Raw genomic sequence first — 16,257 nt, 5'->3', positions numbered from 1 at the left:
CATGGGATGATGATTGAAACACAACGACTGATTTTACGAGAAATGTCGCAAGCCGATCTGCCAGATTTAAAGGCGATGCTGCAAAACCCTATGGTGATGTATGCTTATGAGCACGATTTTACTGATAAAGATGCGCAAGAATGGCTGGATCGTCAGCGAAGAAGATATCATACAGATGGTTTTGGCTTGTGGGCCATGGTTTTAAAAGAAACAGGCGAGATGATTGGACAAGCTGGTTTATCTTTACAAGCCTATCAAGAAGATCAAATTTTGGAAATTGGTTATTTATTAAAGGAAAATGCTTGGCATCATGGCTATGCCCGTGAAGCTGCCGAAGCTTGTAAAGAGTATGCATTTGAAGTATTACAACAAGATCAAGTTTGCTCGATTATTCATCCTGATAATCATGCATCTATTAAAGTTGCTGAAAGTATTGGTATGATTAAACTGGCTGAATTTATTAGTAGTTATTATAATGGTGATCAGCTGCAGTATTTATATGGAATTAACCGACCACTTTAATGGTGGCCGGTTTTTTTTGGCTGGACATCCTGGATTTTAAGAATCATTATTCGGTCGGTAATAATCGGTCGCCCAAATAAAGCATCAACTTCGCGATATTTTTTTGCGCCGCTTTCAAATATGGCGGATAAATGATCGGAATAAACCGAGATTTGCTCAATCGATGGCGGCATAGTGATAGTGTGATCCCCAACAGTTTCTTTATCCAGTCTGAAACCAGTACCAAATTTTTGATTGGGTTGTTTCACTTGAATCATTGAGTTTTCTATTCCTTCCGAAGAAGAAATCAAAGTCAAACCGGATTTACCAGTGACAGCAACACCTTGTGTATTAGGATCGTCGATAGAAATTTTACTTAAAACATTTTCAGCTAACAGTCGTTTTACTAGTTGTTTGCGAGAGGTTAAATCAACTCCATCGACTACGGTTGAAATCCGAGCATCAGGTAGACCAGTTGTTTGGTCGGTGGGCATCACCATTAACGGGCCGGGTTTTCCAGGTCGATAAATGCCGACAATTAATTGATTTTTATAATATTGGATGGTTGAAGTCCGGGTATACCAGGGAATCGAAATACGGGTAAAAGCAATCGCGCCTTTGACTTTACGGGCATCATAACTATCAATCGTGGCTTGACTAGTATAGGCAATTCCGGCAGCATCTTTTTTGTGATCATCCGCCCACCAAAGTCGTTGCCGTTCCTGATCATAAGTAATTCCACCAACATGGGATTTGGAGCCTAAAATCAAAGTTTTTTCGTAAGTTCGACTTTTTTTATGAATGATCACAATGATTGAATCACGTTTATGATCACCATCATACAAACTGATAAAATATTGGTTACCAGATTCAGTCACCCCTTGAGGTACCCAATTAGTCCCAAAAGAGGCTTGTTTGGTTTGATGATTGACAGACCAAGCACCTCTCAAGCCAGGAATGACAATCGAAGAAACATTGGCAGGATCGATTTTCTGCCCATCGGCTTTGACGCGGGAAATACTATTTTGTTCAAAATTTTTCTTAGTTACCAGTGCTTTAGTGTCAGCAGTCCATTTTGGTACTTCACTGGATCTGGCGATCATATCGTTTAAATTTTGCCGGTTTTGATACCAATTGATGGCCAAAAATAATAAGACTACTGTTACAATAGCTCCTAGAACCCAAAAAAACTTTTTCATGTTGTCCCTCTCCTGTCAATAAACGTTTGCTGTATTATACAAACAAATGCGAATCGAAGGAATTAATCTGTCTTTTTGTAGTACCAACTATCAGTAATAAAATAATTTTTAAAAAATGAAAGGCCATTATTTAAAAGTGAAAAATCATGGTACAATAGACTTGTAAAGTAAGCGTTTTATTATAGATCAAATTCGCAATCATTTTTTCTTCATTCCTGAAACATTACCCTCCTTTGTGAACACTTTAAAAAATTTTGCCCCTTTTTGCACGCGTAAATCATTTCATTAAGTTTTTGAACATAAAAAAGCTGCCAAAGAATGACAGCTTAATCCTCTTCCCTCAATCTAAATCAGATCACCGGGTTTTCTTGAAAGTATTTTTTTGTATAGTCGACAAATTTGGTAACCGCTGGAGTGACAATGTCTTTTGGTAATAAAATCCCAAGCTCAATAAATGCTGGTGGATTCAATGGTTTTTTAGCTAAATTAACGTTGCGGCCTTTAGTAATCAGTTCGTTCATGACACTCATACCTAAACCTTCCTCAATCATGGCCAAAGCAGAATAGTTTTCAAAAGTTTGGTAACCAATTTTCGGAGTTAGTGAATATTTTCTCAATAAATTAGAAACATCTTCGTCATTCCCGCCAGCAGTGACAATGAAGTCATCAATTTCGACATCTTTTAAGTCGTAGTATTCGTCATTGGCTTTTGGATGATCCAAAGGTAAAACGGCAATCATCGGGTCAGTTCCTAAGGGAATCCAGGTGTAGTTTTGTGTATTTTGGCTACTGGCAAAACCTACGTCAACGCGCTTTTCATCTAAAAGGCGCATGATTTCTTGATTGACGCCTTCGGTAATTTTGATTTTTATTTTAGGGTATTGTTGATTAAATTGTTTGATAATTTTTGGGAGCCAATGGTTTGCGACACTGGGATAACTGCCAATATGGATGGTTCCTTGATTCAAGTCGTGAATCTCACTTAAAGTCTGCTCATATTTTTCTTCTAATTTGATAATTGAACGTAAAATCGGTAGAAGTTCGGCGCCATCGTGAGAAAGGGTAACTCCTTTTTTGGAGCGAAATAAAATTTTAAATCCGATTTCTTCTTCTAAGGAATTCATCATATGAGAAATGCCTGAGACCGTATAGCCCAGCTCTTCAGAAGCTTTAGTGAAGCTGCCTAAGTCAACGACTGACAACAATACTTTGTATTTTCTAGTATCCATCTTTTTACTCCTTTTTTATAGAAAACGCGAAATCAACTTCATTGTTGAGACTTCTTCAAGGATAAGTTGAAAAAGTAGCGATTTACTTAATAATACTATTAAATTATATTATTCACAAGAGGGTCACTCTGCGCTTATTTTTATAAGTGAAAAATTTTACAATGGTTGGTTAAATAACCGTATTTTAAGTGACATTAACTTTCCATCAGCAACAAAAAGTACCACCATTAACTAAGAGGAGGTGAATCAAATTGACAGAAATTCTAATACCATTAAAGCAACATGTTGGCGCACCTTGTAGAGGTATCGTAGAAAGTGGACAACATATTTCTCGCGGAGAATTAATAGCGGTTCCAAATGGTTTAGGTGCCAACGTTCATGCGAGTTTTTCGGGAACAATTGTGGAAGTAGATGATCAAAATGTTGTGATGACGATTGATCAAGAACAAGATTTTTCGACTTACGTAAAAATTCCCGAGACTGAATCTGACATTCAAGCAGTCGAAGTCGCAGGTGTCGTAGGTGCTGGCGGAGCGGGTTTTCCAACTTTTCTTAAGTTAGCTTGTGAGATCACAGAAGGTACCTTTATTGCAAACGGAGCTGAATGTGAAGCGTTATTAGCTCACAATGTTAAACAAATGAAAGAACATTTGGCGCAGTTAGTTCGTGGTGTGAAATATTGCATGACGATGACGCAAGCACCAAAAGGCGTGATTGCCATCAAAGGTAAGCATCGTCAATTGGTTTTACAAATGGAAAAAGCGGTAGCTAACGAACCGAATATTTCTGTTTATCAATTGCCAGATATTTATCCGGCTGGCGATGAACGGATGATTGTGCGGGAAGTTTTAGATATCGTTTTAGAGCCTGGTCAGCTGCCATCAGAAGTTGGTGCTGTAGTTGACAATGTGGAAACCATCAAACGAATCGTTGAAGCTATTGAAGACCGTAAACCTTTTATTGATAAAGATGTGACTGTATCTGGTCGCGTGAAACAAAAAGAAACAGTTTTTGTTGATGTACCGATTGGGACATTTGCAAAGACGTTGATTAACAATGTCGGCGGCTATGTGGAACCTCATGGCGAAATCGTTTTAGGGGGACCTATGACTGGTCGAAGTGGCACAGAAATGAGTCCGATTACTAAAACTTGTGGCGGCGTGCTAGTCGCAATGCCATTCCCACAAGAAAGCCGTAAGATTGGTTTATTAATCTGTGAGTGTGGCGGTTCTGCTGAACGCATGACCGAAATTGCCAACAACATGGGTGCTGAAGTTGTGGCAGCCGAGCGTTGCAAACGAATGGTAGAAGTGAATGGACGATATAGATGTGCCTTACCAGGTATCTGTCCGGGACAAGCGCAAACCGTAATGGCCTTGAAGAAACAAGGCGCTGAAGTTGTGATGACTGGATCGTGTTCCGATTGAACGAACACCGTTATGGGTGTAGCTCCTAGGTTAGGAGTTCCGGTTTATCATCATACAGATCATGTGCTGCGTGCAGATGGACATAAGCTATATCGTCGATTACCAACTAGCAATTAAAAATTAGGAGGAATTAACGAAATGTCTATTACTGCAGATACTGCTAAAGAGCATGCACTAGATCCAGCGGTTTTATGTTGCCGCGCTGAAGCAGGGAAAGTGATTGCACCAGATGATTTAGAAGATCCAGCGATTTTCGCGGATTTAGAAGATTCTGGTTTGCTTGAACTACCTGACAATGCATTAACGATTGAACAAGTCCTTGGGGCAACTTTGAAAGAAACCACGGATGCGTTAGTACCATTAACAGAATCTATTTTAGAAGGCGTCAAAGCTTCCAGTGCACCAGTTGAAGAAGCGGCACCAAAAGTTGTTGAAACAATTGAAGAGATCGTTGCACCAATTGCTCCAGTGGCGCCAGTCGCACCTGTTGCACCAAGTGTAGCCGGTCAAACAATCAAGATTCACATTGCTGAAGGTCGTGGAATTGATTTAGAAGTACCAATGGCAATTGCGGGTCAAATGGGTGTTGCACCTAGCGCACCAGTAATTACTGAAACACCAATGCAATTTGAAGCAACTGAAGGGATTCCAGCAGTTGAACCTGAACCAAAAGTTGAAGAAAAAGTTATTCGTTCCGTTCGTCATGATCATATGAAAATTTCGGAAGTTGTTTTCGGTGATGAAACGAAAATCGAAGGCACTACGTTGACTATTCGCAACATGAAAGACATTTGTGCGGAAGCAGTCGAATTAGAAGAATTAGTTGAAGCAATGACGATTGAAATCATCACACCAGACAGATATAACGAATATAGTGAAACAATCATGGATGTTCAACCAATAGCTGCTAAAACAGAAGGCGATCTAGGTCATGGCGTTACACGTGTTTTAGATGGTGTCGTTTTAGTTGTTACTGGGACAGATGCTAATGGCGTACAAATTGGTGAATTTGGTTCGTCTGAAGGTGAATTAGATCGTAACATCATGTGGGGTCGTCCAGGAGCACCAGATAAAGGCGAAATCTTTATTAAAACTCAAGTGACCATTAAAGAAAATGCCAACATGGAACGGCCTGGTCCATTAGCTGCCCATAAAGCATCTGATTACATTACCCAAGAAATTCGCGAAGCCTTGAAAAAAGCTGATGAAAGTTTAGTTGTGGATTCAGAAGAAATCATTCAAAAACGTCGTTTTGGTAATAAACGTGTGGTAATTGTGAAAGAAATCATGGGTCAAGGTGCAATGCATGACAACTTAATCATGCCGGTTGAACCAGTGGGAACATTAGGTGCCAAACCAAACGTTGACCTTGGAAACTTACCAATCATGTTAGCACCAACCGAAGTTTTAGACGGCGGAATTCATGCATTAACTTGTATTGGACCAGCTTCCAAAGAAACTTCTCGTCACTACTGGAGAGAACCATTAGTGCAAGCTGCGATGGCAGACGAAGAAATCGATTTAGTCGGTATCATGTTCGTCGGTTCACCACAAGCTAACACTGAAAAATATTATGTCTCTAAACGTTTAGGGATGACAATTGAAGCGATGGATGTTGATGGTGCCATCGTAACGACTGAAGGATTTGGGAACAACCATATCGACTTTGCTTCTCACATTGAAGAAATCGGCAAACGTGGCGTTAAAGTTGTCGGCGACTCATATAGTGCAATGCAAGGCGCGCTAGTTGTCGGTAACCACGAAATGGGTGCCATGGTTGATAACAACAAATCAAAACAAGGGATCGAGAACGAAATCTTGTCTAACAATACTCTTTGTCCTGAAGATGCGATTCGTGACTTAGCAATGTTGAAAACCTTAATGGGCGGCGGCACAATTAAAACCGCTGAACGTAAATGGAATCCAAACGTTAAACAAAACAACATTGAAATCATTGAAAAAACTACGGGTCAAAAAATTGAACAAGTCGACAATGAACAAGTCTTACCGAAAAGCAAAAAACGTTTAGAAATTTACGAACAAGAAGACTAAGATTTTAGGTGAACTTATGGATGGAATAGATAAACTCAAATACACCTCAACTGAGCAAATGTTTGAGGGTATCATTGTAGAAGTCCACGACGCCAGTGTCACGATTGACATTAAAGGTCGTCTAGGACAATTAAAGATTCCTAGGAGAATGATTATTTCTGAGTACGATTTAGAAATCGGCCAAGAAGTCGGCTTTTTAATGAGTTATCCAGAAGTGTTGGAAGAAGCGCCGAATGAGCATTATAAAACGGCAATCTATGAACACGAAAAACGTCGCCTAGAAAATCAAAAACGACGAGAAGCAAGAGAGGAGAATTAAACGATGGGCTTAACAGTCTTTGAAGGGTTACAGTCAGAAATTTTCGTGCCAATTACGCCGAAATCTGTCTTCACCCCAGTTAAAAAAGAGCTTAAAGATATGCGTATCGCTTTGGCAACAGCTGCCGGCGTACATTTAAAATCTGATAAAAGATTCAACCTTGCAGGGGATACTAGTTATCGGGAAATTCCTGATACAACTCCAACAAGTGATTTAATGGTTTCACACGGTGGGTACGATAATGCCGATGTAAACCGCGATATCAATGCGATGTTTCCAATTGATCGGTTACACGATTTAGTTAAAGAAGGTTTCATCAAAGAAGCTGCACCAATCCATTATGGGTTTATGGGCGGCGGGGGCGACCAAGAAGCCTTTCACGATGTAACTGGACCAGAGATCGCACAAAAATTAGTGGAAGAAGACGTAGATGCAGTTGTCTTAACCGCTGGCTGAGGAACCTGTCATAGAACTGCCGTGATCGTGCAGAGAGCTATTGAGGAAGCCGGGATTCCTACAATTTTAATTGCCGCATTACCACCAGTAGTACGGCAAAATGGTTCACCAAGAGCCGTTGCCCCACGCGTGCCGATGGGTGCTAACGCAGGTGAACCGAACAACATCGAAATGCAATTAGGTATTTTACATGATACCTTAAGAAACTTAGTATCAATCGAAACACCAGGCAAGATCGTTCCATTACCTTACGAGTATATCGCTCACGTCTAAGGAGTAGGCTTATGGCAGACGATACATTAAAAATCAAAGTCTTTCACATTCAGCAAATGACAACGGGGAAAAAGCTAAAATTAACCCCTGACAGCTTGCAGCTAAAAGAAGACTTTGAGACCGACTGCCCCGATCTTGAATCATTAACGGTAAAACTTCTCGCCCCTGGCCAGACACACATTGTCACCAATACCATCATGGATGTCATTCCGATCTCCACGAAGGTATTGGGACGGCTAGGTGCCGGAATTACCCACACTTTAACCGGTGTGACCGTTGTGATGACTGGTGCTATTTGTGCTGGGGAACAGATGCATGAATTCGGTTCTTCAGAAGGAATATTGGTGGAAAACATGATGTTTGATCGTGTTGGTACACCAAAATCCAGTGATCATATAATATTGATTGACTGTCTGGCAAAAGCTGGGACGGCTTTTAATCGTGCCTTGGCTTTAAAAATGTTCGAAATTGTTGATCAATATATTCAAGAAATTCGGGAAGAATTAAAATTGTTGTCAGGTAATCAAGCAATTGAAAGTTACGAATATAAAGAAGAACAGCACCCAGGAAAACCCAAAGTCAGTTTAGTTAAACAAGTAGCTGGACAAGGCGCCATGTATGATATGTTACTTTTTCCTGATGAGCCGAGTGGTTTTAAGGGTGGTCAATCAATTATTGATATGAACAACATGCCAGTCTTTTTAAGTGCTAACGAATATCGAGACGGGGCATTGCGTTCAATGGTTTAGTTTTTGAAAAGAGGTACAGTTTATGGGGATTGGACCATCGACAAAAGAGACATCTTTACACCATTTTCAAGATCCGCTAGTTGATTTATTAGCCGGTGACCCTGATATTGATTTTCAAGGAGTCATTGTGGTGGGAACACCGCAAGATAATGCCATGAAATATTTGGTGGGACAACGGACCGCCGCATGGTTAGCTGGTATGAGGACCAATGGCGTAGTTGCCTCTACTGATGGTTGGGGTAATTCGGATGTGGACTTTGCCAACACGCTGGCAGAAATTGGTCAGCGAGAGATTAGCGTGATTGGACTCAAGTTCATTGGATCACAAGCGAAATTTGTAGTGGAAAATGAGTATACACCTTATGTTTTAGATTTTAATAAGTCAGAAAAAGGAATTGAAACCGAAATTGTCGGTGAAAATACCATCGATCGTCGCGATGCAGCCAAAGCACTAGCTGCAATCAAATTAAAGATGCGTAAAGACGATCAGAAAATTAAATAATCTGGAGGAATATCATGAAAGTATCAAAAATGATTTCAGCAATCGACACTCATACAGCAGGCGAAGCCGCACGTTTAATCATCGGTGGCATTCCTAAATTTCCTGGAAAAACGATGGCTGACAAACGAGCTTATTTAGAAAATGAACAAGATCATTTACGAACGATGTTAATGCATGAACCACGTGGACATAACGAGATGTTTGGTGCTTTTATTTGCGAACCTGTTCATGAGGAAGCCGACTATGGCATTATTTTCATGGATGCTGGCGGTTATTTAAACATGTGCGGTCACAATACCATTGCAGCTATGACGACTGCGGTTGAAACTGGCTGGGTGGATGTAAAACCAGGTGACCGAGAAGTCAAAGTGGTTCAAGATACACCTGCTGGGATCGTGACAGGCATGGTCCATTTAGATGAAGATTATTCAGCAGAATCAGTCTCATTTGAGAATGTAGAATCTTTCTTATATAAAGAAAATGTTTCAGTAAATGTTCCTGATGTAGGAGAAATAAAAGTCGATATTTCCTTTGGTGGCAGCTTCTTTGTCTTATTACCAGCGGAACAATTCGGCTTAACAATCGAACCGAAAAACGCGTCAAAATTTAGCGAATTAGGCATGAAGATTCGTGATGCTGTTAATGAACAAATTGAAATGCAACATCCGACCTTAGCACATATTAAAACCGCTGATTTAGTGGAATTTTATGGTCCTGGAGTTAGTCCAGAGGCGAAATATCGGAATGTTGTGGTCTTTGGTGAAGGACAAGTCGATCGCTCACCATGTGGCACAGGAACCAGTGCAAAATTAGCAACTTTGTATGGTAAAGGTGAAATGGGTGTTGGTGACACCTTTGTATATGAAAGCATCTTGGGAACGAAATTTAAAGGAGAAATCGTAGCCGAAGCAGAAGTTGAAGGCTTTAAAGGAATTATTCCGCGAGTGACTGGCTCAGCTTATATCACTGGCTTTAATAATTTCTTGATTGATCCAAAAGATAGTTTGAAGGACGGGTTTACTTTGGGCTAAATTTATTTGGAGGAGTGGGAACATGGTAGCAGCTTTACTTACCCTTTTAGGGGCATTACTTGTATATTATTTGTTTTATTTTATTCGGGATTTGGTAAAAAACAAAGGCAACTGGGGAAATGGTAGTTGGTTAATCTCTGGGGCAATCGGTTTTGTGACTGACTTTTTAGATACTTTAGGAGTAGGGAGTTTTGCACCTACTACAATGTTGTTAGAAATTACGAAACAATTGGACGATGACCGTCATTTACCAGGTGTTTTGAATATCAGTCATGCAATTCCAGTGATGATGGAAGCTTTTATCTTTATTACAGTAGTAAAAGTAGCTCCATTAACGTTATTTTCACTAGTTGTTGCAGCAATTGCTGGTTCATTTATCGGCTCAAAATTTGTTACTAAATTACCTGAACGTAAAGTCCAATTTTTCATGGGCTGTGCCTTGATTGTAACAGCGATCCTAATGGCCTTACGTCAATTAGGAATGTTAGATTTATTAGGTGCTGGAAATGAAGCAACAGCATTAACTGGTGGCGCTTTAGTCATCGGAATTGTCGGAAACTTTATTTTAGGTTCATTAATGACGATTGGTGTGGGACTTTACGCGCCATGTATGGCAATGGTTTATATGTTAGGGATGAGTCCTTTAGTTGCCATGCCAATCATGATGGGCTCTTGTGCAGGCTTAATGCCAGTCGCTTCAGCTAACTTTATTAAAACGGGGGATTACAACCGTAAAGTTTCGTTAGGTATCACGATCGGTGGTATTATCGGCGTAATCATTGCCGCGAAATTTGTGACTGGCTTAGATATTGAAGTATTAACTTGGATTATCATTGTTGTAGTTATCTATTCCGGTATAACTTATATCCGTAAAGGTTTACAACCAGCGAGAGTAGCGGAATAAAAAAACATTAACCGAAGATTTAGTTCTTCGGTTTTTTTGTTTATAAAAAAGGTTAAGAAGACGATCATAACAGTCTTCTTAACCTTTTTGAAGGACTTTTATAGAGAAGAAAAGTGAAGAAAATGTTGTAGCTAGATTCTCCTTTTTAAGGCTGAATAACTTCTTTGATAGTTCGGCTATTCAGCTGATAGGTTACGCTGGAAAATAAAAGTCCTAAAATCAGTAAGAGTATAAAATAGGCAGCAGCACTTAACCAGAGTGTTTGAATCAAGATAGTCGAAAAATTGCCAGCTGTAATACTCAATAGTAATAGACCACAAATTAATGCGAATGAAACAACTGGTAAAAGAAAACGAGTTAGTAGATCTGTTAGAGCAAAGTTCTTTAAGGCTGTCTGATCTTTGCCCAGATAATGCAAAATGCGAAAATCGTTTCTAGTCTGATAACTGTCTACCAGTTGTAGTAGTGAGAGCAGACAAAAATATAGGAAAGTAAAAATGAAGCTTAGGACATTTTGTAAAAAAATCATATACTCAGAAACTGCAAAAGATGGAAACAGCCCCGTTTTTAGTGCATTAGCGAAGCTCAAAGAAATAAAGGAAAACAGCAGACACAAGGAAAGAATAGTGTACAATAACGCGTTGGAACGGTGGTAGCTCAATAGCTTGCTGATCCGCAGTAGGCGGTTATTTTCATAAAGCTCGGTATTTTCTGGTCGACGATATTCTCGTAAAGCGAGAAAAACGGTTTTGTAAAAAGCATAAATAGCAAAAATCAGTGGCATACTCAGCATAGAAATCAGGGAATAGCCAAAGGTTTCAAAATCCCATAGAATCATACCGCTAATAATTACTGTAATCAGTGTACTGATTAGACAAGCTTTTTTCCAAAAATGAAAGGAGCAGCGTTCTTTTCTTTCTTGTTGCGCTTTCATATTTATCAATTGACCTAGTGGAAGCTTTTTAATTTTTTGACGCAGCAGAAAGGCTGTGAATAGTTCAATCAGTAACAAGCAACCCAGATTTTGAGAGAAAATCTTAATCAAAGAAAAAGTTAAAGAAAGAGTTGAATCAGCGAGAAATGTAAAGATGCCAAAAAGCATAACACCTAAGAAAGTTCCCATTAATAGGCAAATAAGTCCCAACAAAAATAATTCGGCACAAATTAAGCGAGCGATTCGCTCTCTACTCATGCCTAATAAAGAATAGATTGCTAATTCTCTGGAGCGCTGTTTCAGGAAGAATTGATTCATGTAATGAAGCATTGCTACGGCAATCAAAACAATTAGTACCGGTAGGGAGGAGCCTTCAATTCCAGTTTCGGCAGATACAGTTGAAACGATATTGGACAGACAAATGATAGCAGTGAGTATGGTTAGCGTGACTAAATAAATCAGATAATCTTTTAATGAACGTCGCGCATTGCGCAGGGTTAAATTAAGATACATGGGCATCATCTCCTAAAGCTCCCATCAACTTCAGAATTTGGTGAAAGGTTTCTTTTTGACTTTGTCCTGTAGTGTGGAGTTCATTACTGAATTGACCGTCCTGTATAAATAAAACGCGCTGGCAATAACTGGCAGCAATGGCATCATGGGTGACTAGTAAAATGGTCGTTCCTTGTGTTTCATTCATAGATTTTAAAGTCGTCAGCAACTGTTTGGATGATTGGGTATCCAAAGCTCCAGTGGGCTCGTCGGCTAAAATCAGATCTGGTGAAGTTGCTAAAGCCCGAGCACAGGCACAACGCTGTCGTTGACCACCGGAAACCTGGTGAGGGTATTTAGCCAGTAGTTCTTCAATCCCTAATTTGGCAGCAGTCTCAAGAACTAATTGCTGAATTTCTTGTTTGGGATATCCTTTGACGGTTAGTGCTAAAGCAATATTTTCCTGCAAAGTTAAATTTTCTAGCAAATTATAGTTTTGGAAGATGAAGCTTAAGTGTCGACTACGAAAATCAGCTTGTTGTTTTTCCGATAGCTGGGATAGTTCTTCATTTCCTAATAGTACGAGTCCAGAGCTAGCTAGATCTAGGGTTGCGAGAATATTTAGTAGTGTAGATTTTCCTGATCCAGAAGCGCCCATAATGGCGACGAAATCACCTTTTTCAACGGAAAAAGTGAGATTGTCCAAAGCTTTATAATGATGGTCTTCTATTTCGTAGGTTTTGGTAAGATTTTTCACTTCTAATATAGACATAACTCAGCTCCTTAAAAATTATTACTCTAATCATAGCACAAATTACTTTTAATAAATTTCTAATTTTTATTCAATAAAAATTAAGTTTAGAGGCCATGTTTAGATGATAGCGCAAGAGACTATAAGTAAAAAATGATGATCAATATGCTAATAAAATACTGTTTTAAAAATGTTATTTGGATATTTTTTTGCTACTTAGTTTTATTAAGACAGTTACATTGATTCTGTAAACGTTTCTGAATGGAATTATGTTAGTTTGTTTTCTCTTATTAAAGCTAGTATTTTATTTACGGTACGTTAGTTTTGTAACGAATGATGCATGATGCATATGTTGAAAAGTTAAATGGGTTTCCAAATTGGTGGGAAGGTACAAGATTGTTATTTAATCAACTATAAGCTAAAATTCAAATTGTTTAAAAATTGGTAATCGATTACAATATTTTTTAAAAAAGAAAGTTGGGATGAAATGAGTTGGTTAAAAAGATGTAATTGAAACAGAAAAAGCCGTGATTGCCCGGATAAAGGAATACTAAATGCGGTAAAAAATGCTGTCCCTGAAACTTTGGGTTTTACCAATATTCGGCGTCAGTGTGGATACGTTAAAACTAGCTGACGGCATAGTCCCCGCCAATTCTTTCAAATATGGCAATTTTGAAAATCATATGGATCTGGAGCGGGTTAAACAATTTGTGGAACAGGTCAAAACCATTCGTTAAAGATCAGTTGATTACCGTAAACAATCTTAATTGAATAGTCGCTTGTTATCTTGGAAAGAGCATTTATAGATGCAGAATTGAAGCATTTATAGAGGCTCTTTCTTTATTTTCAACAAAAATATAGGGTAAGTGGCTTTTTGAAAAAGTAATAATCAGGGGATTTTTATTAGAAATAAGTGCAAAAAAATCAATAGTTCTACATTAATCTGGAACTATAAAACAATATCCGTCAGTAATCTTTGACGGTAGTATAAAAATATGGAAACGCTTAAGAGGTGATTAGTTTGAATCTTAGAGAGAGGGAAAAAGAATTTTTGAAAATGTTGATTCGCCAAAAAAGTTACCAGTCTGCTCAGTATTTTACTGAAAAATTACAAGTTTCCACAAAAACCATTTACAAAGACTTGGTGAATATTCAAGAATTTTTAGCACCGTACCAAATGTCGATTGAAAAAATTCCGAGAAAAGGAATTTGTTTAGTCGGTAATGATGAGAGTCGTGGGAAATTAAAGCTGATGTTGGGTGAAATAGTCACCAGTCATGATGCTTATGATGGTCAGTATCGGCGGTTATTTATTTTTGCAGAGATGCTATTTTCAAACGATTATCGCAGTTATCAAGCATATGCTGATTATTTTTTTATTAGCACCCAAACGATAAAAAAAGACATTGATTTGATTGAGGATTATTTAACAGAACGACAGCTGGTCTTGCAAAGAGTGTCTCCTGGCTTGTCGGTGAATGGGGATGAAGCGGGGATTCAATTGGCTTTTAAAGATTATTTGGAAAAGTATCAAGCCACTAATTCTCTCAGTAATGAACAAGAAATAGAGTTGTTTAATGAAGGAATTATCACTATTGTTGAACAATTTATTACTAGTTTGCAGGAAGGGAATTTCCCTAACGCTTATATCATTCACTCCCTTCGAAATGAGTTACTGATTTTAATCAATCGAGTCAAAATCGGTCACCATCATCGGGAAAATACCAATTTGTTATTTAGTGATATGGAAAATATGCAGATGTATATGACCGCCATCGCCTTGTCGGAGCAATGCAGCCGAGAAATGAATATTATTTTTTCTAAGTCGGATATTTATTATTTGTGTTCATTTTTAGTCGCCCATGGGATTGAACCAAATTTTCAGGAATCAAACGAGACGATTACTGATGGGGTGAAAAAGTTAATTGCCCGCATGTCGTTGTTGATTGATGCTGATTTGAGTCATGATGAACGCTTGTTTAATTCTCTTAGTGCCCATATTTCGCCGATGATTTTTCGTTTACAAATTGGGGTTGAAATAAAAAATCCTTTAAAAGAACAAATTATTGCCCAATATTCAACCATGTTCACTTTAGTTAAATATGGTGTTGCTGTAATTGAAGATATTTTCGAGATTAAATTAACCGACGACGAAATTAGTTTTTTAACGATTCATTTTCAACTGGCCTTTGAAAAAATTCGTTCGGCCAAACATATCTTAATTGTCTGTCCAACGGGTTTAGGGACTTCTCAATTAATTTACCAACGGATTCGGCAAAATCTGCCGACAGTCAACATTATTGAAGTGGTGGATTATCAAGAGTATCAAGAAAAAACTTTAAAAGATGTTGATTTAATTATTACTGCTATTAAGTTGTCTGATACCCAAGGCATTCCAGTTGCTTATGTTTCTGCTTTGCCAACTTATGAAGAAATCAATGCCATTATTAAACAATTATCCCAAATCGTCGCCAAAGAAAAAAGCTTCAAGACAAAAGCAATTTATTCAACTTCTTATTCGATTTCGACGGTCTTAGATCCGCAGTTGATTTTTTTGAATTTAACATTGGCAAGCCAAGCAGAAGTACTGTTGTTTTTAAATCAGCAATTTCACTTAAAAGGCTACGTGACGGAAGCTTTTAAAGAAGCGATTTTTGAACGAGAAAAATTAGGTTCAACGGGATTGAGTACTGGCGTGGCGATTCCTCATGCCAGCCCCGAGACAGTTTTAGCGACCAAAGCCGCCATTATCACTTTAAAAAAACCGATAAAATGGGGCGAGACAGAGATTCGTTTAGTTGTTTTATTAGCGATTTCTGAAGAGGACATGCCAGTTGCTAAAAATATGCTGGCCTCTATTTATAACATTTTAAGTTCCCAAGCTAAGATCCAGCAACTGATTGCTTGTGAATCGGCTACCGAAATTATTCAAATTCTACGTTCAGAGAGGAATGACAATTATGACTGAGTTTTTTAATGAAGAGATTACTTTGTTTCAGCAAGAAGCAGACTCAGCTGCGGAGGCGTTAAAAAGTCTGGCGGAAGTCTTTCAAGAAAAAAAACTTGTGACGACTGATTTTTATCAGAATATTTTAAAAAGAGAGGAGGCTTTTCCAACAGGGTTAGATGTGAATGGTATTGGTGTGGCATTACCTCATACCGATAGCGAATTTGTTCATCGTTCGCAAGTTGGTTTCTTATCGTTAAAAGAACCGGTCAAATTTTTCCAAATGGGTACGACCGATCAACCAGTTGAAGTGAAAATATTATTCATGTTGGCTTTAAAAGAGCCTCATCAACAGTTGACCATGCTGCAAAATTTAATTGGGATGTTTCAAAAAGAAGGAGTTTTACAGCAATTATTAGCAGTTGATCAAACTGCCGATTATTTATCAATCATTCATGAAAGTGGGCTTTATTAATCAAGGAGGGGAAAAT

15 protein-coding genes are annotated in these 16,257 nt (G+C 38.5%); 11 read left to right on the top strand and 4 right to left on the bottom strand.

What is annotated here, in order from left to right; genetic code table 11:
• Positions 1–6 precede the first annotated feature (6 nt).
• A complete protein-coding gene (locus ID741_RS17195; protein WP_438720943.1) occupies positions 7–522 on the top strand; it encodes a GNAT family N-acetyltransferase in 516 nt (171 codons plus the stop codon).
• Here the strand turns inward: ID741_RS17195 and ID741_RS17190 are convergent.
• Together ID741_RS17190 and ID741_RS17185 are read right to left on the bottom strand one after the other, a co-directional pair.
• A complete protein-coding gene (locus ID741_RS17190) occupies positions 519–1,700 on the bottom strand; it encodes a hypothetical protein (protein WP_438720942.1) in 1,182 nt (393 codons plus the stop codon). The genes ID741_RS17195 and ID741_RS17190 overlap by 4 nt on opposite strands.
• 350 nt (positions 1,701–2,050) lie before the next feature.
• Entirely contained in the window at positions 2,051–2,929 is an 879-nt protein-coding gene (locus tag ID741_RS17185; RefSeq protein WP_438720940.1) for a LysR family transcriptional regulator, read from the bottom strand.
• Positions 2,930–3,180: 251 nt separating this feature from the next.
• Between ID741_RS17185 and prdC the strand changes: the two genes are divergently transcribed.
• The 8 genes from prdC to ID741_RS17145 are packed head-to-tail and all read left to right on the top strand — an operon-like array spanning position 3,181 to position 10,642.
• The gene (prdC, locus tag ID741_RS17180; RefSeq protein WP_281419013.1) at positions 3,181–4,473 is read left to right on the top strand and encodes a proline reductase-associated electron transfer protein PrdC; all 1,293 of its coding nucleotides are present in this window, start codon (positions 3,181–3,183) and stop codon (positions 4,471–4,473) included.
• Positions 4,474–4,494: 21 nt separating this feature from the next.
• Positions 4,495–6,408, top strand: a complete 1,914-nt coding sequence (gene prdA, locus ID741_RS17175) for a D-proline reductase (dithiol) proprotein PrdA (protein WP_438720939.1) — start codon at positions 4,495–4,497, stop codon at positions 6,406–6,408.
• 16 nt (positions 6,409–6,424) lie between these two features.
• Positions 6,425–6,727: a CBO2463/CBO2479 domain-containing protein gene (locus tag ID741_RS17170; protein ID WP_218325507.1), complete on the top strand. Its 303-nt coding sequence runs from the start codon at positions 6,425–6,427 to the stop codon at positions 6,725–6,727.
• 3 nt (positions 6,728–6,730) lie between these two features.
• Positions 6,731–7,456 (top strand): D-proline reductase (dithiol) protein PrdB, encoded by a 726-nt coding sequence (gene prdB, locus ID741_RS17165; protein ID WP_281419014.1) that lies wholly within the window; start codon positions 6,731–6,733, stop codon positions 7,454–7,456.
• An 11-nt stretch (positions 7,457–7,467) separates the two neighbouring features.
• Positions 7,468–8,205: a proline reductase cluster protein PrdD gene (gene prdD / locus ID741_RS17160; protein ID WP_438720938.1), complete on the top strand. Its 738-nt coding sequence runs from the start codon at positions 7,468–7,470 to the stop codon at positions 8,203–8,205.
• Between the two features lie 22 nt (positions 8,206–8,227).
• Positions 8,228–8,707 carry a glycine/sarcosine/betaine reductase component B subunit gene (locus tag ID741_RS17155; protein WP_438720937.1) on the top strand — a complete coding sequence of 160 codons (480 nt, stop codon included), beginning with the start codon at positions 8,228–8,230 and terminating at the stop codon, positions 8,705–8,707.
• 14 nt (positions 8,708–8,721) lie between these two features.
• Entirely contained in the window at positions 8,722–9,738 is a 1,017-nt protein-coding gene (locus ID741_RS17150) for a proline racemase family protein (RefSeq protein ID WP_218325512.1), read from the top strand.
• Between the two features lie 22 nt (positions 9,739–9,760).
• On the top strand, positions 9,761–10,642 hold the full coding sequence (locus tag ID741_RS17145) for a sulfite exporter TauE/SafE family protein (RefSeq protein WP_218325513.1): 882 nt from the start codon (positions 9,761–9,763) through the stop codon (positions 10,640–10,642).
• A 145-nt stretch (positions 10,643–10,787) separates the two neighbouring features.
• On the opposite strand, the gene ID741_RS17140 is transcribed toward ID741_RS17145, so the two are convergent.
• Both ID741_RS17140 and ID741_RS17135 read right to left on the bottom strand, forming a co-directional pair.
• Positions 10,788–12,089 (bottom strand): FtsX-like permease family protein, encoded by a 1,302-nt coding sequence (locus ID741_RS17140; protein WP_438720936.1) that lies wholly within the window; start codon positions 12,087–12,089, stop codon positions 10,788–10,790.
• Positions 12,079–12,840 (bottom strand): ABC transporter ATP-binding protein, encoded by a 762-nt coding sequence (locus tag ID741_RS17135; protein ID WP_438720935.1) that lies wholly within the window; start codon positions 12,838–12,840, stop codon positions 12,079–12,081. The genes ID741_RS17140 and ID741_RS17135 overlap by 11 nt, the downstream gene beginning before the upstream one ends.
• Before the next feature lie 1,000 nt (positions 12,841–13,840).
• Between ID741_RS17135 and ID741_RS17130 the strand changes: the two genes are divergently transcribed.
• Both ID741_RS17130 and ID741_RS17125 read left to right on the top strand, forming a co-directional pair.
• The gene (locus ID741_RS17130) at positions 13,841–15,787 is read left to right on the top strand and encodes a BglG family transcription antiterminator (RefSeq protein ID WP_438720934.1); all 1,947 of its coding nucleotides are present in this window, start codon (positions 13,841–13,843) and stop codon (positions 15,785–15,787) included.
• Positions 15,780–16,241 (top strand): PTS sugar transporter subunit IIA, encoded by a 462-nt coding sequence (locus ID741_RS17125; RefSeq protein WP_438720933.1) that lies wholly within the window; start codon positions 15,780–15,782, stop codon positions 16,239–16,241. Before ID741_RS17130 ends, ID741_RS17125 begins: the two co-directional genes overlap by 8 nt.
• Positions 16,242–16,257 lie beyond the last annotated feature (16 nt).

Origin of the sequence: Enterococcus sp. AZ103 (assembly GCF_051714685.1) — a bacterium.
GTDB classification, from domain to species: domain Bacteria; phylum Bacillota; class Bacilli; order Lactobacillales; family Enterococcaceae; genus Enterococcus_A; species Enterococcus_A alishanensis.
The sequence above is the reverse complement of the archived record's forward strand: the minus strand, read 5'-3'. Positions and strand labels throughout refer to the sequence as shown.